Genomic DNA, 18,183 nt, shown 5'->3' with positions numbered 1-18,183 from the left:
GAAAGGACTGTCATCGATGGCGCAAAGGGTCCAGGTGGTTCTCGAGGACGATCTCGACGGTGGTAAGGCCGACGAGACCGTGACCTTTGGATTGGACGGCACGACGTACGAGATCGACCTGTCCAAGAAGAACGCCGCCAAACTGCGTGACGCGCTGAACGGGTACGTCGGGGTGGCCCGCAAGGTGGCCGGGCGCCGTGGACCGGCCGGACGTGGCGGGCGCGGCCGGGGCCGGTCGGCCACCGACTCCGCGGACATCCGCGCGTGGGCCAAGGACAACGGCTACGAGGTCAGCGAGCGCGGCCGGATCTCGGCCGAGGTGCGCGCGGCGTACAACGAGGCGAAGTAGCACCCCGCGGATCCGATCCCGGGCTCGACTGGTCCCGGTGCCTGCGAAGGCGCCGGGACCGTCCGCATTCCGGTTGTTTCACAGTGTGGACACGGTGACCGGAGGAGTTCGGCGGTGATGCCTTCCGAGGCAGGTAACCGCGCGAATTCGCTGGTGGCGAACACCGGGCGCGCCGGGAACACTGCCGGGACCCCAGGGGTTGTTCCCTTGTGATCCCCAGTAGGCGGCCGGGCGAGAGGTCGTGTCTTGTTCGCTGAGAGCGAGCCTGTCGATGCCGGGGACTAGCATGCATGTACGGGGGTCGGCCCACACGGCACGTCCGACTCCTCTGAGGCAAGGAGCGCTTTGGCGATGTTTGAACGATTTACGGACCGCGCCCGTCGGGTAGTCGTCCTGGCCCAGGAAGAGGCCAGGATGCTCAGCCACAACTACATCGGGACCGAGCACATCCTGCTCGGCCTGATCCACGAGGGTGAGGGTGTCGCCGCCAAGGCTCTGGAAAGCCTTGGCATCTCGCTGGAGGCTGTCCGTTCCCAGGTCGAGGAGATCATCGGCCAGGGACAGCAGGCTCCGAGCGGGCACATCCCGTTCACCCCTCGCGCCAAGAAGGTGTTGGAGCTCTCCCTGCGTGAGGCCCTGCAACTGGGCCACAACTACATCGGCACCGAGCACATCCTGCTCGGCCTCATCCGCGAGGGTGAGGGTGTCGCCGCGCAGGTCCTGGTCAAGCTCGGCGCGGACCTGAACAAGGTCCGGCAGCAGGTCATCCAGCTGCTCAGCGGGTACCAGGGCAAGGAGACGGCCACGGCCGGCGCCGGGGCCACCGAAGGTGCTCCCAGCAGCTCCCTGGTGCTCGACCAGTTCGGCCGGAACTACACCCAGTCGGCCCGCGAATCGAAGCTCGACCCGGTGATCGGGCGCGAGACCGAGATCGAGCGGGTCATGCAGGTGCTGTCCCGGCGGACCAAGAACAACCCTGTCCTGATCGGTGAGCCGGGCGTCGGCAAGACCGCGATCGTGGAGGGTCTGGCCCAGCAGATCGTCCGCGGTGACGTGCCGGAGACGCTCAAGGACAAGCAGATCTACTCCCTCGACCTGGGGGCCCTGGTCGCCGGATCGCGGTACCGGGGTGACTTCGAGGAGCGCCTCAAGAAGGTGCTCAAGGAGATCCGCACCCGCGGCGACATCGTGCTGTTCATCGACGAGATCCACACCCTCGTCGGGGCCGGTGCGGCCGAGGGCGCGATCGACGCGGCGAGCATCCTGAAGCCGATGCTGGCCCGCGGCGAGCTGCAGACCATCGGCGCGACCACCCTCGACGAGTACCGCAAGTACGTCGAGAAGGACGCCGCGCTGGAGCGCCGGTTCCAGCCGATCCAGGTCGCCGAGCCCTCGATCGCGCACACGATCGAGATCCTCAAGGGCCTGCGCGACCGGTACGAGGCGCACCACCGGGTGACCATCACCGACGCCGCGCTGGTCAACGCCGCGCAGCTGGCCGACCGGTACATCTCCGACCGGTTCCTGCCCGACAAGGCGATCGACCTGATCGACGAGGCCGGGGCCCGGTTGCGGATCCGCCGGATGACCGCTCCGCCGGACCTGCGCGAGTTCGACGAGAAGATTGCGAACGTGCGCCGGGAGAAGGAGTCGGCGATCGACGCCCAGGACTTCGAGCGGGCAGCGTCTCTTCGCGACGACGAGAAGAAGCTGATCAACGCGAAGGCCGAGCGCGAGAAGCAGTGGAAGGCCGGCGACATGGACGTCGTCGCCGAGGTCGACGAGGAGCTGATCGCCGAGGTGCTCAGCACCGCGACCGGCATCCCCGTCTTCAAGCTGACCGAGGAGGAGTCCTCGCGGCTGCTGGACATGGAGAAGGAGCTGGCCAAGCGGTACATCGGCCAGGAGGACGCGGTCAAGGCGCTGTCGCGCTCGATCCGCCGTACTCGCGCCGGTCTGAAGGACCCGCGCCGCCCGTCCGGCTCGTTCATCTTCGCCGGCCCGTCCGGTGTCGGTAAGACCGAGCTGTCCAAGGCGCTGACTGAGTTCCTGTTCGGCGACGAGAGCGCGCTGATCAGCCTCGACATGTCGGAGTACTCCGAGAAGCACACGGCCTCGCGGCTGTTCGGTTCGCCTCCCGGGTACGTCGGCTACGAAGAGGGCGGCCAGCTCACCGAGAAGGTGCGCCGCAAGCCGTTCAGCGTGGTTCTGTTCGACGAGGTCGAGAAGGCCCACCCGGACATCTTCAACTCGCTGCTGCAGATCCTGGACGAAGGTCGCCTGACCGACGCCCAGGGCCGGGTGGTGGACTTCAAGAACACCGTCATCATCATGACCACGAACCTGGGCACCCGGGACATCGCCAAGGCCGTCAGCCTCGGCTTCTCCCAGGTCGGCGACGTCTCCGGCTCGTACGAGAAGATGAAGGCCAAGGTCACCGAGGAGCTCAAGCAGCACTTCCGGCCCGAGTTCCTGAACCGCGTCGACGAGATCGTCGTCTTCCACCAGCACGGCAAGGACGAGATCGTCAAGATCGTCGACCTGATGGTCGCCCAGGTGGAGGAGCGCCTCAAGGACAAGGACATGGGCATCGAGCTCACGCCCGCTGCCAAGGCCCTCGTCGCCGAACGCGGCTTCGACCCGGTCCTCGGCGCCCGCCCACTACGCCGCGCCCTCCAGCGCGACGTCGAGGACGTCCTCGCCGAGAAGATCCTCTTCGGGGAGCTTCGCCCGGGACAGATCGTCCTGGTCGATGTCGCGCCGGAAGGCACGGTCAGCGAGGACGGGGTCCCGGAGTACTTCACGTTCACCGGGACGCAGAAGAGCACGCCCGACCTGGAACTCACCGAGATCGCCGGCGGCGGTACCGGACTCCAGGACAGCTGATCGGTTAGCTGAACATCAGACCCCCGCGGACCAGTTGGTTCGCGGGGGTCTTTTGGTTTTGTGGATGCTGCTGACCCACGCGGGTGAGTGCGCGTGCTGACGCGCGTCGTACGTGACACGCAACTCTCGTCAGCTGCGGAGGGCGGTGACGCTTTCCAGCAGCCCCAGGTGTTCGAGGGCGTCCAGGACGTGCTCGATGGTGCTGAGCGGCACGTCAGTACAGGCCCATGTCCTGGTTGAGCTCGGTGAGCTCGTCGGCGGCCTCGCGGCGGGTCTGGTCGTCCCGGCGGCGGTACTCCAGCAGCGAGTCGGCGCGGACGCGGTGGCGCGACTTCGGCGACATCTGGACGCTGTCCCGCCGGCACGGGTACGCCGTACTCGCCCAGGGGCGGTGGGCGGCCTGGCGCCGGCGAGGCCGGATGGAACAGTTACCGGACACGTTCGCCGAGGTCCTCGACAGGGTGCTTCGGTTCGGCGAGGCGCCGCTGCTTGGCGAGGTCAGCGGCCGGACGTGGAAGCCGGATCGCGGCGCTTGGGTGTAGCAGGCACGGTGGTGCGGCGGACGCGCGAGCGGACGCGTCGACGTCCCGGTTTCGGGCGATGATTGTCGAGATGCGGACTGTCGACAGGCCTGGGGCCGCCGCGACGGGGAAGCGTCGGTCACAATGAGTGGGGATCCGCAGCGAATTGTTGCTGACAGCTACTGAGCTTGGCGAGGAGGGTCGGATGGCTCGTCGGAAGCATCGGGCTCGGGCTTTGGTGGCTGGGTGGTGGCGGGTGGTGGCTGTGGTTTGTGGGGTGGTGGCTGTGGGTGGGGTCGTGGCGGCTGTGGTGGGGTGGCGGGATCGGGACGAGGCGGCTCGGGGTGAGCCGGTGGTGGAGCGGGTGGTGGGGATCGGGGTGCCGGCGGCGGGGGCTGTGGTGGGGCCGGTTGAGCGGGTGACGGGGACTGTGAAGGGGTTGCGGCCGGGGGAAGGCGTGTGGGTTCTGATTCGGAAGGCGGGGGTGGGGGCGCCGTACTACCCGGCGGCTGGGCCTTGTGTGGGGGAGGGGGAGGCGCTGACTTGTCCTGATGTGACGATCGGGGGTGAGGCGTCTTCGGGGAGTTTCGAGTTGGTGCCCGTGGTGGTGGACGGGCAGGGGCAGCGGGTGTTGATCGACTACCTGCGGGCTGCCGGGAAGTGGTCGAGCGGGACGGGGATGGCGCGGCTGCCGCAGGGGGTGGTGGCTCAGGGGGCGACGGTTACCGTGTCGCGGCGGCCTGGGTGACGGCGTACGGGCAGGGTGGGCGGCGGCGGTAGTAGTAGGCCGCGGTGGCGATGGCGAGGGTGGTTCCCCAGAGGGGGAAGGGGAAGAGGGCCAGGTGGCCCAGGTTGGTGAGCAGGGACTCCTCGGGGAGCCAGAGCATCTGGACCAGGGACAGGCTGCTGACCAGCAGGAAGGCTGCGGCGGTGGCGCCGGGGATGACGGCGGCTTTGATCGGGACGGGGCGGCCGGCGAGGAACGGGATCCAGCGGGGCCAGGTTTCGCCCCAGGGACGGATCAGGCCGAGGGTGACGATGCCGGAGGTCAGGGCGATCAGGCCGAGGCCGAGACCGAAGAGTTTCAGGCCGGGGTCGGCGTCGAGGGCTGCGGAGTCGATGCCCAGGCCGACGGGAGTGGGGAGCAGCCAGGTCATGCGGAGTAGCGCGTAGGGCATCGGGCAGAGGGCGGCGATGATCGTGGCCCAGAAGCCCCAGCGGCGGGCCGATTCAGGGTCGGTCCAGTGAGAAGAGTTGTGCCCGGGGACGTCGTGGGAGCGGCCGCAGTGGGGGCAGCGGGATTGGGCCGTGCGGAGAGTTCGGATACCGAGGGCGGTCCAGCCGGCGCCCAGGAGGAACGCGGTGAAGACGAACAGCGGCGTGGTGCCGACGCGCTCTGGGACGTGAGCGAGGGCTGAGCCGAGGTTGCGGAAGGCCTGCCAGTCGAAGAGGCCGGTGGTGAGTTGGAGGGCAGCAACCAGGGCCAGTACGCCGAGGAGGAAGGCGCGGGTGACTGGCTGGCGCCAGGCGCCGGCGATCAGGAAGGCGAAGGCGACGGGCAGGCCGACGAGGACGAGCAGGTAGCCGGCGAGGACGATGACGGTCATGCTCGGCGCGAGCAGGCCGAAGACGAGCGCTTGCAGGGCGGTGAACGCGAGCAGAGGTCTGTACGCCGATGGTGTCCAAGTCGACTGGGTGTGGGCGAGGGCGGCCGGTACGCCGAGGAAGCCGAGGACTGCGATCAGACCGGCGCCGACGTCCGTCGGGATGAAGGCGAGCAGCGAGAGGCGGTCGGCGTCGGGGCCGGTCGGGCCGAAGGGGTAGTCGATCGGGCCGCTGAGGAGCCAGGTCACGCCGAGTACGCCGTACAGGAGCGAGAGGACGGCGACGGCGATCGGCAGGCGGCGGGTGCGTGGGTTGGTACGGGCTCGGGGGCGAATGGTGGTGGTCATGGAAGTCCTCCAGATGCATGTGTGGTTCCACGGTGCAGCTGAAGGAGAGGTGAGCACTTCCGTCCTGCGAGGGGTTCGGGTCCCTCGCTCGGGGGAACTTTCAGCGGTTCTGGCGCAGCCGGCGTACGGCGTTGGCAAGCGACTCGGGGTCGGGCTCGACAGGGTGCGGGCGGTCGGCGATGAGCTGCGCGCTGGCGCACAGCAGCCAGATCAGCCCGGACACGAGCGCTACGACAGGACCAGGCCCGGGCCACGTGTCGCTGAGGACGCTGGCGTTGTTGGCCTGCCAGCCGCCAGCGGCGTACACCAGCGCAACGACGCCAGAGACCCCAGCCGCTAGCTGCGCCAGCTGCCCAGGCCCAAGCACCAGAGCCAGTACGGCGGCCAGCAGCCCAGCCAGCCATGTCAGCGCGAGCGCAGGCTGAGTCTCCACACCCAGCTGCCACACCGACTGGCCTAGCCGTCGGCTGAACGCCCACGGCAGCAGCAACGCGACTCCAGCAGGCAGTGTGGCGAGCAGCGTCGCCAGCGCGAACCAGCGGTGCTGTACGACGGCCTGGCGCTTCTCCTCCTGCTCCAGCTTGTCCGGCAGCTCCTCGTCGGGCAGCATCACTGCACCTCCAGGCGGATCACGTCGTGGCCCAGCTCGAAGTACAGCGCCTGGCCGATGACCGTCAGGTCGTCAGCCGCCTGCGGTACGCCGTCAGCAGGACCGGCGACGACCCTGACGCGACCAGGCCCGTCGACTCGCGTCAGGTGGACGCCGTCGTAGACCCACGGCCGCCCGTCCGGCCCGGCGAACCAGGTTCCGTCCGTCGTCCTCTCGGCGGCCGGAACGCCAGCTGCTGACACCGGCCAACCAGTAGAGGCGCCGCCGAGCAGCACGGTCTCCCGGCCGTCGCGCTCGACCTGGATCAACCGCTCGCCCAGCACCGCAGCCACCGCGCCGGACGGCAGCTGCACGAGAGCGCGGAGCTTCCCGTTCAACTGAAGGCGTTTCGCGCCCGGTCCGTACAGGTTGTACTGGCCGCCACCGATCGAGGTGACCAGCAACTCGCCAGCAGCAGCCGCTGACTCACCGCGCTGTTCAGGGGCCGACGGCAACGAGTCCTGGACCGCAGTCGCGTGCCCGCCAACCAAGTGAACGCCCAGCTCGGTTGACGGTTTGCTGCGACTGGCGACGGTCCACCAGAGCCCGCCGAGCCCGTCAGGAGCCCACGCGTGCGCCGCGTTCGGCAGCCGCATCCGGACCAGCCGCCCGGCAGCATCCAGCGCCAGCTGCGAGTTCGCACCCGAGGCCGCCTTGCCTGGTTGGCCTTCCACGGTGACCGGCGGCTCCACCAGAGGCACCTGCGGCACAACGGCCGCCCGGTACGACGTACTGCCGCCAGCAGGTTTCCGTCGATCGCACCGAGCGGACGGCTCATCAGCAGCCGGGTACGCAGCGGCAGACGCAGCCGCATCCGGTACGACGAGCACCTGGTCGCCGCCACCCGGCGACACCCCCAGCACGACAGAGCCGTCGGGCCGCGCCTCGATGCTGTCCACTCCAGCGACCCGCGAAGGCAGCGGCCGCAGTACGCCGTCCGGAGTGACCACCGCGGTCTGCGCACTCCCGCCCAGCCACAGGTTGCCGCGCACGTCGACGGCGAACGCCTCGACGGTCAGCGATGAGCTGGCCGCGTCGCGGCTCAACGGACACCCGGCCGGCGCCACACCGGTCACCTGCACGGCACCAGAGCCCGGGCGGCGCAGCGCGAGACCGGTCTGGCTCGTCCGCCAGGCGACTGTGCCGTCCGGCCCGGTGGAGACCGAGTTGCCAGGAGCACCCGGCCCTGGGTTCACCAGGTAGTCGGCCAGCTTCATCCCGGGCCGCATCGCTGCAGCCGGGATCTGCCAGGTGCTGGTGCCTCCCCAGATGACGATCGAGCGGTCCGCGTTCCGATGCGTCAGAGCCGGCCCGGTGCCGCTGGCGAGGATCTCTACGCCCGGCGTCACGTAGTACCGGCCGTCCGGGTCCTGGTGGCTCAGGCTGATGTCCGCTGAGACCAGGCTGAGCGGGACAGACAGCAGAGCCCAGGGGCGGTCGCTGGCGCCACCTGCGAGCAGCAGCATCCGGTGGTCGGCCACACCGAGCAGAGCCGGCGGTGTGGTCCCGTGGCTGAGCGCTACCTGCGGGAGCGCGATGCCGTCGGCGTACGCGAAGACGGTCGAGCCCTCGGAGCCGGTGCGGCCCAGCAGCCACTCGCCAGGGGAACCGTCGAGGTTGCCAGCGATGGAGTCGAGCGGGTCAGAGGTGCCGATCGCTACCCGCATGCCGAGCGGGTCCTCGAGCTGACCGCCGTTGAGGTTCAGCAGCCGGTGCGGTGAGCCGGCCAGGACCTCCGGCTTGTACGACGTACCAGCAGCGCCCGGCACAAGCAGCCCGCCGACCAGACCGAGCACAGCCGCCGCACAGACCACCAACACCTGTCGGAGCGGCAGCAGCGCCAGGACAAGGAGCAGCACACCCAGACCTAGGCCGACCCACGCGCCGACGCCCGGCTGGTAGCCGACGCCGTCCGGGAGGCGCGGCGGGAGCTGCACGAGCGAGTCGAGCGTCCCGGTGACAGTCAGCGCTCCGGTCAGAGCAGCAGCAGTACGCCGTACCAGCGGAGGGCCGGTGATGGAGGTGGCGAGCGTGCAGACTGCCAACACAGCGACAAGCACCGCCCAGGTCAGCGCGTACGGCAGCTCCCACAGCTGCGAGCGGAGCAGCCCGGCCTCAGCACCTGCCGGACCGAGCGCCACCGGGTCCACCAGCTCGCGCCAAGGCAGCAGGGTCGACAGCAGCAACAGTGCCGCGGCGACGACCGAGAGCAGCGCCGCAGTGGGCCGCCGAGCAGTCCCCGGACCGACGAAATCGCAGAGCTGGACAAAGGTTGCCCGCAATTCGGACTGGTTCAGCGGCTGCTCGGAAGATTTTTCGGGACGTTCCGGCAACAGGTCGGCGACCGCGTCGTGACGGGTCGCCCAGTGCGCGCAGATCGCCGTCGCCAGGACGCCGGTCGCCACGACACCGATCACAGCCGGTGAGGTGGCACAACCCGATCGGCCCTGAACCACCAGACCAGTCCAGACCACAGTGGTCAGCACCCCGAGCCCCACCGCGGCCCAGCCACGCACTTGCCGGCGGGCCGCCACTTTGTCCGCCCACAAGCGATCCGCGAGCACCACGAGGACCAGAGCGAGCGGCAGGACCAGCGCCGGACCACGCCCGTTCACTGGTTGGGTGGTGGCTCGCCAGAGGTAACAGCCTGTACTTGCCGAGCCCGGCAGCAGCAGTGAAACCGCTGCAACCACAGCGAGTCCGGCGAGTGCTGGACCGGGCCACCCGGTCCGTCGTACGGTCACGCGGTGCCGCAGCCGCTGCACCTGTAACAGGCCCGCTGCGGCCTTCGATTCAGTGGGAAGATCACGCAACGGCATAAAAAAGAAGCTACCCGTAGCCGGTTGTGGCTCGTTGTAAGAGCATGACTGCGCCAAGTGGACCCGGACTGTTGGAGAGGGGGCCGGAGATGGAATCATCTCGTCGCATGGACGCACCGCGTCTGCCCTTGACCCAGGAACCGGTCGTCGACGCCGGTTCCTTTGGCGTGCGGCAAGCGGGTGGCGTGCTGGAGCGCGCACAGCGGATCGCCGACACCCTGCGCGAGCAGGCCGAGCTCGAGAACGACTCCGCCCTGCGCGAGGCCGAGCAGGTCCGCGGGCAGGCCGAGCAGCTCCGCGCCGAGGCCGACGCCGCGGCCCGCAAGCTGCGCGCCGACGCGACCGCCTCCGCCGAGCGCCTGCTCGCCGACGCCGAGCGCGCGGCCGACCAGCTGCGCACCGAGGCCGAGGCCGAGTCCGAGCGGGTCCGCACCGAGGCGGCGGACGAGACCGAGCAGCTGCGCGCGACCGCGACCACCGAGGTCGCCAAGCTCCGCGCCGACACCGCGGCCGAGGTGAAGCGGCTGCGTGACGAGGCCGACGCCGAGGTCGCGAAGGTCCGGTCCGACGCGACCAGTACGGCGGACCGCCTGAAGACCGAGTCCGAGTCGGCGGCCGAGCAGCTGCGCGTCGACGTGGACAACGAGGTGACGCGCCGCCGAAGCGAGTCCGAGGCCGCGGCCGACAAGCTGCGCACCGAGACCCAGACCGCGGCCGACGAGCTGCGGGCCGAGTCGCAGGCCGCGGCGGCCCGGCGGATCGCCGACGCCGAGATGGAAGCGGCGCGCGTCCGCAAGGCGGCCGACGACCACCGCGCCGAGGCCGAGGCCGCGGCCGAGCAGGTCCGGACCGAGTCGGAGGCGACGGCCGCCAAGCTGAAGGAGGACTCGGAGGCCGCGGCGGCGAAGCTGCAGGCCGACTCCGAAGCGGCGGCGGCGAAGGTGCGAGCCGACTCCGAGGCCGCCGCGGCCAAGCTCAAGGCCGACTCCGAGGCCGAGGCCGAGCGGCTCCGGACCGAGACCGAAACAGCCGTCGCGAAGCTCAAGGCCGACACCCAGGCCGCCGTCGACAAGCTCCAGGAAGACTCCGAAACCGCGGCCGCGCGGCGGATCGCCCAGGCCGAGACCGCCGCCGCGCAGATCAAGGCCGACGCCGACGAGCTGCTGGTCGAAGCCCGCGAAGCCCGCGAGGCCGCCGCCCAGAACGTCGAGCGGGCCGGGCGCGAAGCGCAGCAGCTGGTCGCCGACGCCGGTGAGCAGGCCGCGCTGGTGTCGCAGGCCGCCGTCCGGGCCGAGGCCGACCTGATCTCGCGGGCCGAGTCCGAGGCGAAGGACCTGCGGGTCGCCGTCGAGCGCGAGGTCGAGGCCGCCCGGGAGAAGGCGCGCGCCGAGATCGCCGAGGCGCACGCCGAGATCGAGCGGCTGCGCGGCGAGAACCGGGCCGAGCTGGAACGGCGTACGGCCGAACTGGAGGAGACCGAGCGGGCCAAGCTCGCCGCCATCTCGCTCGAGATCGACAAGCTCCGTGGCGAGGCCGTCGAGGACATCGGGCGCCAGAAGTCCGAGGCCGAGGCGGCCAACGAACGGCTGATGGCCGACGCCCGCGCCCAGGCCAAGCTCGTCGTCGACAGCATCGAGGCGGACCGGCGTACGGCGTCCGCCGAAGCGCAGCGGATCGTCGAGGACGCCAACAAGGCCGCCGAGGTCGCGCTCGCCGAGGCCGAGAAGCAGACCGCCTGGACCAAGCAGACCGTCGGCGAGCTGGTCTCGGCCGCCGAGTCCGAGGCGCAGGCGATCCGGGACAAGGCCGCCGCCGACGCCGCCGAGCTGATGCGCGAGAAGCGCGCCCACCTGCGCCGCGTCGTCGGCCGCTCCACCAGCCGGCTCAAGGCGACCCAGGAAGAGATCACCCGGCAGAACGCCGAGCAGACCACCCAGGCCAACGCCGCGCTCAAGGAAGCGACCGCGCAGGCCGAGGCCGCGATGGAGAACGCCGGTCAGCAGGCCGAGCGGGTCACCGTCCAGGCGCAGGCCAAGGCCGAGCGGCTCAAGGCGACCGCCGAGGCCGAGGCCAAGGAGATCGTCGACCGCGCCAACCGCCGCGTCGCCGAGGCCGAGGCCAGTACGCAGGTCCTGCGCGAGCGGGCCGCGAACGACCTCGCCGACGCGCAGCGCCAGTCGCACGACCTGATCCGCAAGTCCCGCGCCGACGCCCAGCAGCTCGAGGCGCAGGCCCGCGCGCACGCCGACGAGCTGCGCTCGCAGGCCCGAAAACTTCTCGCCGACGCCGAGGCGAGGGTCGCCGCGCTCAACCAGCGCCGCGACGAGATCACCAAGGAGCTCACCCAGCTTTCGGGTGTGATCGAGGCACTCGCTGTACCCGGCTTCCGCGTTGATGGTGGAATGTCCTCCAGCGAGGGTTCCACGGGGGAATCAGGATGAGGACGTGACAGTCAGATCCTTGTCAGTGACAATGTGTGATCCACCCACCAGTCGAAGTGAGCATCTGAAGACATGAGCAGTGAAGCACCAACCCCGTTCCGCACCGTTCTGCGTGGCTACGAGCCGGCCCAGGTGGATCAGCACGTCCGGGAGCTGACCACCTCGCTGACCGCGCTCCAGCAGCAGTCCGAGCAGCTGCAGCGGCACGTCCAGGAGCTGCAGACCCGGACCGACGCCGCCGAGTCGGCCGTCATCTCGGCGCAGGAGGACAACAAGGACCGGGCGCCGACGTTCACCGAGTTCGGTGAGCGGGTCGCCAAGATCCTGTCCCTGGCCGACGACGAGGCCCGTGACCTGGTCACCCGCGCCCGCACCGACGCCGAGGCGATCGTCGCCGACGCCGAGGCGCACGCGAAGAAGGTCCGCAAGGAGGCCGAGCAGTACTCCCTGGACTGGAAGAGCGAGGTCGACGCCGAGGCCGCCCGGATCCTCGAGGAGGCCCGGACCCAGGCCGACGACATGCGTGACGAGGCCGAGCGCGACGCGAACGCGCGGCGCAGCGAGGCGCAGGCCCTGTACGAGCAGGAGCGGGCCAAGTCCGCCCAGGCCGCGGCCGCCTTCGAGACCACCCTGGCCGAGCGCCGCGGCAAGGTCGAGCAGGAGTTCGCCGCCCGGACGGCGCTGGCCGAGCAGCAGCTGGCCGCGGTCACCGACCGCGCCGCCCAGGTGCAGCGCGAGGCCGACCGGTCCCGGTCCGAGGCGGAGCGTCTGGCCCAGCAGCAGCTGGCCGACGCGAACCGTCAGGCGCAGGAGATCGTCGCCGCCGCGAAGGACAAGTCCGAGCGGATCCGCGCCGAGTCCGAGCGCGAGCTCGCCGCCGCGACGCAGCGCCGGGACAGCATCAACGCGCAGCTGACCAACGTCCGCCAGATGCTGGCGACGCTGTCCGGCAGCCCCGCGATGCCGCTCGACCTGCTCGCCGACGACGAGGACGAAACCGCTACGTCGAGCAAGAAGAACTGAGCAGCCTCCACCACTGCTCCGTCGCCTTTGAGGCCGGCCCTCCCCACCGGGGAGGCGCCGGCCTCGAGCATGCGTTCTTACTGCGGCAGTCGGTAGCGGTTGCGGGGGAGGGGCTCGACCAGGCCGTCGGCTACCAGGCCGTCGAGGGCTCGTTCGCGCTGAGGTGCGTCAGGCCAGCAGGCGTCCAGCTGTTGCTTGGAGACCGAGCTGGTTGCCGCTCTGAGGACGGCGAGCAGGCGGCCTCGGGCTTGGCGGTCGGTGCCTTCGTAGGTTTGGCCCTTGCGGGGTGGGCCGTCGTACGGCGGGGAGCCGGCCAGGACCCAGGCGCATTGGGCGCTGATGGGGCATTGGTTGCAGCGGGGGATTCTGGCCGTGCAGACCAGGGCGCCCAGCTCCATGGTCGCGACGCCCCAGCGGGCAGCCACGGCTTCGTCCACGGGGAGGGCGGCGGCTGCGAGGCGTTGGTCGGCGGCTGTGGGGGAGATCGTCGGCTGGGCGACACCGGTGAGCGCCCGGGCGAAGACTCGGCGCACATTCGTGTCGACGACCGCGTGGCGCTGGCCGAAGGCGAAGGACGCGATGGCCGCGGCTGTGTACGTGCCGACGCCGGGGAGAGCCAGCAGCGCGGCGTGGTCGGAGGGGACTTCGCCTCCGTGGCGCTCGACGATGGCCTGGGCGGCGGCGTGGAGGCGTAGGGCTCGCCGGGGGTAGCCGAGACGGTCCCACGCGCGGACGGCTTCGCCAGGGGGCTCAGCGGCCAGGTCGCCTGGTTTGGGCCAGCGACGGATCCACGTCTCGTACGCCGGGAGCACGCGCGCGACCGGCGTCTGCTGCAGCATGAACTCGCTGATCATCACCGCCCACGCACCAGCGTCCGGCTCGCGCCAGGGGAGGGTTCGGGCGTTGTCGGCGTACCACTGGAGCACGGGGGCGTGCAAGGTGGATGCGAGGGGGAGCGGCGAGTCTGACATGTCGGGGTCAATCCTGACATTAAGGTGCGGACATGAGCAGCCTGCTCCGTCCGGTCGGGCACCTGCCTGCCAGCGTGTACTGGTTCCGCAGGGGCCTGCTGCTGGTCGCCCTGGTGGTGGTGCTGGTGCTGTTCGGGCGTCTGCTCGGTGGAGGCGGCGACAAGCCGGAGAACACGGCAGCGGGCGGTCCCCAGAACGAGAACCCCACTGCTCCTGTCGACCCGACCAGTACGCCGACAACCGGTGTGAACGAGCAGACCCCGGTCCAGACCCCGCCGCCCAGCGGCAAGCCGACCGGGAAGCCCACTGGCAAGCCGAGCACGCCGGAGACCCCGAAGACGCCTGAGCCGCCGCAAGAATGCGCCGGGCGCGATGTGCGGGTGGCGGTGCTGCCGGCGGTCCGGACGATCAAGGCCGGGGGTGCGTTGAACTTCGCCGTGCAGCTGAGCGCCGTCCGTGCGGAGTGCAAGGCGGCGATCGACCCGACGTTGCTGTCGCTGACGATCACCTCGGGCGTGGACCAGATCTGGTCCACCACGCAGTGCGAGCAGACCGTGCCGCGGGCAACATTCCTTGTTGCCAAGGGCAAGCAGTCGACGAGCACCGTGGCCTGGGACGGACGGCGTTCCGGCCCGGGCTGCCTGCCGGGGCAGCCGCTGGCCAAGCCCGGAACCTATGTGGCGAAGGCCGTGTACGACGGACAAGCGTCCGCCGCACAGGCCTTCTACGTAGTCGCTTCCTAGTCCGCCTTCACTGATCCCGAGTACGCCTTCGCCTGCAGGTGCGCCGGCCGCGTGAAGAACAGCGCCGCCACCAACCCGATGATCAGCACCGACGCCGGCAACATCAGCGACTGCGCCATCGAATCGCTGAACCCCTGGTGGATCGCCTCCGGCAGCTTCCCGGCGAAGCTCGGCTCCGCCGACCCACCCGGCGCAGCCGGCAGGTTCGCGGCCAGCCGCGACTCCATCAGTACGGCGATGCCCGCGCTCCCGAGGACCGCGCCGACCTGGCGCGTCGTGTTGTAGACGCCCGCACCCGCGCCTGCCTGGTGGTACGGCAGGTTGCGCGTGGCTGTGGTACCGAGCGGGGCCCACATGAACCCGTTCGCCACGCCCAGCAGCGCGATCGGCAGCAGCAGCTGCCAGATCGGGACGGTCGGCTCCATCACCTGGCTCAGCCAGAACAGCGACACCGAGCAGCACAGCAGCCCGAACCCGGCGATGAACCGCGGCGGCGCCTTGTCGGTCAGCCGGCCGACGAACGGCGCCAGCGCGCCGGAGATGACGGCCATCGGGACCAGGAGCAGCGCGGACCGGGTCGGGCTGAGACCGCGCACGCTCTGGGCGTACAGCATCAGCGGGAACGTCATCGCGGTGATCGCGAACCCGACCGTCGTGATCGCCGTGTTGGCCAGCGAGAAGTTGCGGTCCTTGAACAGCGACAGCGGCAGCAGCGGCTCGCCCTTGTTCTTCGCCTGCCAGAACAGGAACACCCCGATCACGACCAGACCGGCGATGATCAGCGACCAGACCGAGATCACGCCGGTGATCTGGCCCCAGTCGTACTTCTGCCCCTCTTGGATGCCGAACACGAGGCAGAACAGCCCGATCGAGCTCAGCGCGACCCCGAGCAGGTCGAACCGGTGCTCGTTGGTCGGCAGGTCCGGCACCAGCCGCAGCGCCAGCACGAAGCCGACGACGCCGACCGGCGCGTTGATGAAGAAGATCCACTGCCAGCCGAGCCCGTCGACGAGGACGCCGCCGAGGATCGGGCCGACCAGTGTCGCCACGCCCGCGGTCGCGCCCCACAGGCTCATCGCCCGGCCGCGCTGGTCGGCCGGGAAGATCCGGGTGATCACGGCCATCGTCTGCGGCGTCATCAGCGAGGCGCCGAGCCCCTGGAAGATTCGGGCCACGATCAGCATCTCGATCGTCCCGGTCAGCCCGCACCACACCGACGCCAGCGTGAACAGCGTCAGGCCGGTCAGGTAGAGCTTCTTCGGGCCGAACCGGTCGCCGAGCCGCCCGGTGATCAGCAGCGGTACGGCGTACGCCAGCAGGTAGGCGCTGGTCACCCAGACCACGCTGCTGACGTCGGCGTCCAGGTCGGTCAGGATCGCGGGTGTCGCCACCGACACGATCGTGGAGTCGACCAGGATCATGAAGAAGCCGAGCACCAGCGCCCACAGCGCCGGCCACGGCCGCACGTCGGGCCTCACTTGCGGTGTTGCCATGAAAGATCCTTGCTCTCGATGCGGTGCAGGAGGGTGGTCAGCCAAGTGCGCTCGGCGGCCAGCACTGCCCGGTTGTAGTCCGCGGCGATCCAGAACTGCTCCGGTACCCCGCGGTCGGTGACGTCCGCGATCACGGCGTCGAGCTCGGCGATCTGCCCGGCGAGCTCGACCAGCCGGCGCCGGAACCGCTCGGCGGCGTCGGCGGGTTCGAGGTTGTGCGCCTCGCTCAGGACGACGGGGAACAGCGGGTACTCGTAGACGTAGGTCTCGATCCCGGCCTGGACCCGCTGCTGCAGCGCCTGCTTGCCGGCCGGGGTCTGCTCGTACGTCGTCCGCTCGGGCCGGTTGCCGGCCCGTTCGGTGCCGGTCGCGCGGACCAGTTCCTGACCGGCCAGCCGCTCGACCGTGTGGTAGAGCGAACCGGGCTTCACCTTCAGCAGCCGGCTGTTCTGCCGCTGCAGCAGCAGTTGGTACATCTCGTAGGCGTGCATCGGCCGCTCGTCGAGCAGCGCCAGCACCGCGATCCCCAGAGGCGTCAGTTCCGCCACATCCATCTCCGACTATTCCGTGCGAATTATTCCACGTGGAGTATTACTCGGATGCTGCCTTGGAAGCAAGTTTCCGGCGCGAACGTGCCGCGGCCCCGGTGGGATCCACCGGGGCCGCGGGAGGGAGAGGGGGAGAGAGGAGGGGAGGGGGAGGGCGGGAGGGTGGGAGGGATGGGGGCGGGGCGGACGGGCGGGAAGGGCGAGGACGGGAGCGACTAGATCGTCGCCTTGCGGGTCTGCGATCGCGTGAAGCACAGCGCCGCGATCAGGCCGATCACCAGGACCGACGCCGGGAGCAGCAGCGACTGCGCCATCGCGTCGCTGAACCCCTGCTGCAGCGGCTCCGGCACGATCCGCCCGAAGCTCGCCTCGGCTGACGGGCCTCCGCCGGGCGCGGCCGGCAGGTTGTGCGCGAGCCGCGACTCCATCAGTACGGCGATGCCTGCGCTGCCCAGCACCGCGCCGATCTGCCGGGTGGTGTTGTAGACCCCCGCGCCGGCTCCGGCCTGGGCGTACGGCAGGTTGCGCGTCGCGGTGGCGCCGATCGGTGCCCACATGAATCCGTTGGCGACGCCGAGCAGCCCGATCGGCAGTAGCAGCTGCCAGATCGGCACGGTCGGAGTGATCACAGCGCTGAGCCAGAACAGCGACGCCGAGCAGCACAGCACGCCGAAGCCGGCCAGCAGCCGCGGCGAGGCGGTGTCGGTGAGCTTGCCGACGAACGGCGCCAGCAGTCCGGAGATGACGGCCATCGGGACCATCAGCAGCGCCGCCGGCGTCGGGTCGAGGCCGCGCACGCTCTGCGCGTACAGCATCAGCGGGAAGGTGAGCGCGGTGATCGCGAAGCCGATCGTGCTGATCGCGAGGTTGGCGAGGGAGAAGTTGCGGTCCTTGAACAGCGACAGCGGCAGCAGCGGTTCGCCCTTGTTCTTCGCCTGCCAGAACAGGAAGACGCCGATCACGACGAGCCCGGCGACGATCAGCGACCAGACCGAGATCGGTCCGGTGATCTGGCCCCAGTCGTACTTCTGGCCTTCCTGGATGCCGAAGACCAGGCAGAACAGGCCGACCGAGCTGAGGGCCACACCGAGCAGGTCGAACCGGCGGTCCTGGGTCGGCAGGCTCGGGACCAGGCGTAGCGCCAGGACGAAGCCGACCAGGCCGACGGGTGCGTTGACGAAGAAGATCCACTGCCAGCCGAGGCCGTCGACCAGTACGCCGCCGAGCACCGGGCCGACCAGCAGCGCGGCGCCGGCGGTCGCGCCCCACAGACTCATCGCGCGGCCGCGCTGGTCGGCGGGGAAGATCCGGGTGATGACCGCCATCGTCTGCGGGGTCATCAGCGCTGCACCGAAGCCCTGGAAGACGCGGGCCACGATCAGCAGCTCGATCGTGCCGGTCAGGCCGCACGCCACCGACGCGAGCGAGAACAGCACCAGGCCGGTGAGGTAGAGCTTCTTCGGGCCGAAGCGGTCACCGAGCCGGCCGGTGACGAGCAGCGGTACGACGTACGCGAGCAGGTAGGCGCTGGTGACCCAGACGACGCTGCCGATGTCGGCGTGCAGGTCGGTCAGGATCGCGGGCGTCGCGACCGAAACGATGGTCGAGTCGACCAGGATCATGAAGAAGCCCAGCATCAGCGCCCAGAGCGCGGGCCAGGGCCGGACGGTGGTCGCCGGGTCGTGCTGGCGTAGAGCGGCCATGCGAGTTCCTCATCTCAGCCGGAGCGGTCCTCGGTGAGTGTGACTCACTGACAAGTCAGTAAGCAAGAGGGGCGACACAAAGACG

At 70.1% G+C, this 18,183-nt stretch carries 14 protein-coding genes; 6 read left to right on the top strand and 8 right to left on the bottom strand.

Going from position 1 to position 18,183, the window contains the following annotated elements; translation table 11 throughout:
• Positions 1 to 16: 16 nt before the first annotated feature.
• On the top strand, positions 17 to 349 hold the full coding sequence (locus tag ACZ6Z4_RS17960) for a histone-like nucleoid-structuring protein Lsr2 (RefSeq protein ID WP_363671995.1): 333 nt from the start codon (positions 17 to 19) through the stop codon (positions 347 to 349).
• 351 nt (positions 350 to 700) lie between these two features.
• On the top strand, positions 701 to 3,235 hold the full coding sequence (locus ACZ6Z4_RS17955) for an ATP-dependent Clp protease ATP-binding subunit (RefSeq protein ID WP_465564939.1): 2,535 nt from the start codon (positions 701 to 703) through the stop codon (positions 3,233 to 3,235).
• A gap of 214 nt (positions 3,236 to 3,449) precedes the next feature.
• Here the strand turns inward: ACZ6Z4_RS17955 and ACZ6Z4_RS17950 are convergent, their stop codons facing one another.
• Positions 3,450 to 3,578 carry a hypothetical protein gene (locus ACZ6Z4_RS17950; RefSeq protein ID WP_465564936.1) on the bottom strand — a complete coding sequence of 43 codons (129 nt, stop codon included), beginning with the start codon at positions 3,576 to 3,578 and terminating at the stop codon, positions 3,450 to 3,452.
• Between the two features lie 76 nt (positions 3,579 to 3,654).
• Between ACZ6Z4_RS17950 and ACZ6Z4_RS17945 the strand changes: the two genes are divergently transcribed.
• Positions 3,655 to 3,777 (top strand): hypothetical protein, encoded by a 123-nt coding sequence (locus tag ACZ6Z4_RS17945; protein WP_465564933.1) that lies wholly within the window; start codon positions 3,655 to 3,657, stop codon positions 3,775 to 3,777.
• A 701-nt stretch (positions 3,778 to 4,478) separates the two neighbouring features.
• On the opposite strand, the gene ACZ6Z4_RS17940 is transcribed toward ACZ6Z4_RS17945, so the two are convergent.
• From ACZ6Z4_RS17940 to ACZ6Z4_RS17930, 3 genes are all read right to left on the bottom strand, one after another.
• Positions 4,479 to 5,708: a hypothetical protein gene (locus ACZ6Z4_RS17940; RefSeq protein WP_465564930.1), complete on the bottom strand. Its 1,230-nt coding sequence runs from the start codon at positions 5,706 to 5,708 to the stop codon at positions 4,479 to 4,481.
• A 100-nt stretch (positions 5,709 to 5,808) separates the two neighbouring features.
• Positions 5,809 to 6,318: a hypothetical protein gene (locus ACZ6Z4_RS17935; protein ID WP_465564928.1), complete on the bottom strand. Its 510-nt coding sequence runs from the start codon at positions 6,316 to 6,318 to the stop codon at positions 5,809 to 5,811.
• On the bottom strand, positions 6,318 to 8,774 hold the full coding sequence (locus ACZ6Z4_RS17930) for a hypothetical protein (RefSeq protein ID WP_465564925.1): 2,457 nt from the start codon (positions 8,772 to 8,774) through the stop codon (positions 6,318 to 6,320). Before ACZ6Z4_RS17930 ends, ACZ6Z4_RS17935 begins: the two co-directional genes overlap by 1 nt.
• A gap of 509 nt (positions 8,775 to 9,283) precedes the next feature.
• Between ACZ6Z4_RS17930 and ACZ6Z4_RS17925 the strand changes: the two genes are divergently transcribed.
• A complete protein-coding gene (locus ACZ6Z4_RS17925; protein WP_465564918.1) occupies positions 9,284 to 11,617 on the top strand; it encodes a kinetoplast-associated-like protein in 2,334 nt (777 codons plus the stop codon).
• 72 nt (positions 11,618 to 11,689) lie between these two features.
• Positions 11,690 to 12,640, top strand: coding sequence for a DivIVA domain-containing protein (locus tag ACZ6Z4_RS17920; protein ID WP_184799394.1), 951 nt, complete (start codon positions 11,690 to 11,692; stop codon positions 12,638 to 12,640).
• A 77-nt stretch (positions 12,641 to 12,717) separates the two neighbouring features.
• Here ACZ6Z4_RS17920 and ACZ6Z4_RS17915 read toward each other — a convergent pair whose 3' ends face one another.
• Positions 12,718 to 13,611, bottom strand: coding sequence for an HhH-GPD family protein (locus ACZ6Z4_RS17915; protein WP_465564914.1), 894 nt, complete (start codon positions 13,609 to 13,611; stop codon positions 12,718 to 12,720).
• A 32-nt stretch (positions 13,612 to 13,643) separates the two neighbouring features.
• Here ACZ6Z4_RS17915 and ACZ6Z4_RS17910 point away from each other — a divergent pair, with 32 nt between their 5' ends.
• A complete protein-coding gene (locus ACZ6Z4_RS17910; RefSeq protein WP_465564912.1) occupies positions 13,644 to 14,354 on the top strand; it encodes a hypothetical protein in 711 nt (236 codons plus the stop codon).
• On the opposite strand, the gene ACZ6Z4_RS17905 is transcribed toward ACZ6Z4_RS17910, so the two are convergent.
• From ACZ6Z4_RS17905 to ACZ6Z4_RS17895, 3 genes are all read right to left on the bottom strand, one after another.
• Positions 14,351 to 15,847 carry a DHA2 family efflux MFS transporter permease subunit gene (locus tag ACZ6Z4_RS17905; protein WP_465564909.1) on the bottom strand — a complete coding sequence of 499 codons (1,497 nt, stop codon included), beginning with the start codon at positions 15,845 to 15,847 and terminating at the stop codon, positions 14,351 to 14,353. The two genes, ACZ6Z4_RS17910 and ACZ6Z4_RS17905, sit on opposite strands and share 4 nt — an antisense overlap.
• Entirely contained in the window at positions 15,829 to 16,401 is a 573-nt protein-coding gene (locus ACZ6Z4_RS17900; protein WP_465564904.1) for a PadR family transcriptional regulator, read from the bottom strand. Before ACZ6Z4_RS17900 ends, ACZ6Z4_RS17905 begins: the two co-directional genes overlap by 19 nt.
• 209 nt (positions 16,402 to 16,610) lie before the next feature.
• Positions 16,611 to 18,098, bottom strand: coding sequence for a DHA2 family efflux MFS transporter permease subunit (locus tag ACZ6Z4_RS17895; protein ID WP_465564899.1), 1,488 nt, complete (start codon positions 18,096 to 18,098; stop codon positions 16,611 to 16,613).
• Between the last annotated feature and the right edge of the window lie 85 nt (positions 18,099 to 18,183).

The sequence above is a fragment of the Kribbella sp. NPDC104740 genome (assembly GCF_055583505.1).
This window is presented reverse-complemented; position numbering and strand designations above follow the sequence as displayed.

Excerpts from the sequence above, each read along its gene's own strand:
- ACZ6Z4_RS17960 (WP_363671995.1), top strand. The coding sequence starts at position 17 with ATGGCGCAAAGGGTCCAGGTGGTTCTCGAGGACGATCTCGACGGTGGT.
- ACZ6Z4_RS17955 (WP_465564939.1), top strand. The coding sequence starts at position 701 with ATGTTTGAACGATTTACGGACCGCGCCCGTCGGGTAGTCGTCCTGGCC.
- ACZ6Z4_RS17950 (WP_465564936.1), bottom strand. The coding sequence starts at position 3,578 with ATGTCGCCGAAGTCGCGCCACCGCGTCCGCGCCGACTCGCTGCTGGAG.
- ACZ6Z4_RS17945 (WP_465564933.1), top strand. The coding sequence starts at position 3,655 with ATGGAACAGTTACCGGACACGTTCGCCGAGGTCCTCGACAGGGTGCTT.
- ACZ6Z4_RS17940 (WP_465564930.1), bottom strand. The coding sequence starts at position 5,708 with ATGACCACCACCATTCGCCCCCGAGCCCGTACCAACCCACGCACCCGC.
- ACZ6Z4_RS17935 (WP_465564928.1), bottom strand. The coding sequence starts at position 6,318 with ATGCTGCCCGACGAGGAGCTGCCGGACAAGCTGGAGCAGGAGGAGAAG.
- ACZ6Z4_RS17925 (WP_465564918.1), top strand. The coding sequence starts at position 9,284 with ATGGACGCACCGCGTCTGCCCTTGACCCAGGAACCGGTCGTCGACGCC.
- ACZ6Z4_RS17920 (WP_184799394.1), top strand. The coding sequence starts at position 11,690 with ATGAGCAGTGAAGCACCAACCCCGTTCCGCACCGTTCTGCGTGGCTAC.
- ACZ6Z4_RS17915 (WP_465564914.1), bottom strand. The coding sequence starts at position 13,611 with ATGTCAGACTCGCCGCTCCCCCTCGCATCCACCTTGCACGCCCCCGTG.
- ACZ6Z4_RS17910 (WP_465564912.1), top strand. The coding sequence starts at position 13,644 with ATGAGCAGCCTGCTCCGTCCGGTCGGGCACCTGCCTGCCAGCGTGTAC.
- ACZ6Z4_RS17905 (WP_465564909.1), bottom strand. The coding sequence starts at position 15,847 with ATGGCAACACCGCAAGTGAGGCCCGACGTGCGGCCGTGGCCGGCGCTG.
- ACZ6Z4_RS17900 (WP_465564904.1), bottom strand. The coding sequence starts at position 16,401 with ATGGATGTGGCGGAACTGACGCCTCTGGGGATCGCGGTGCTGGCGCTG.
- ACZ6Z4_RS17895 (WP_465564899.1), bottom strand. The coding sequence starts at position 18,098 with ATGGCCGCTCTACGCCAGCACGACCCGGCGACCACCGTCCGGCCCTGG.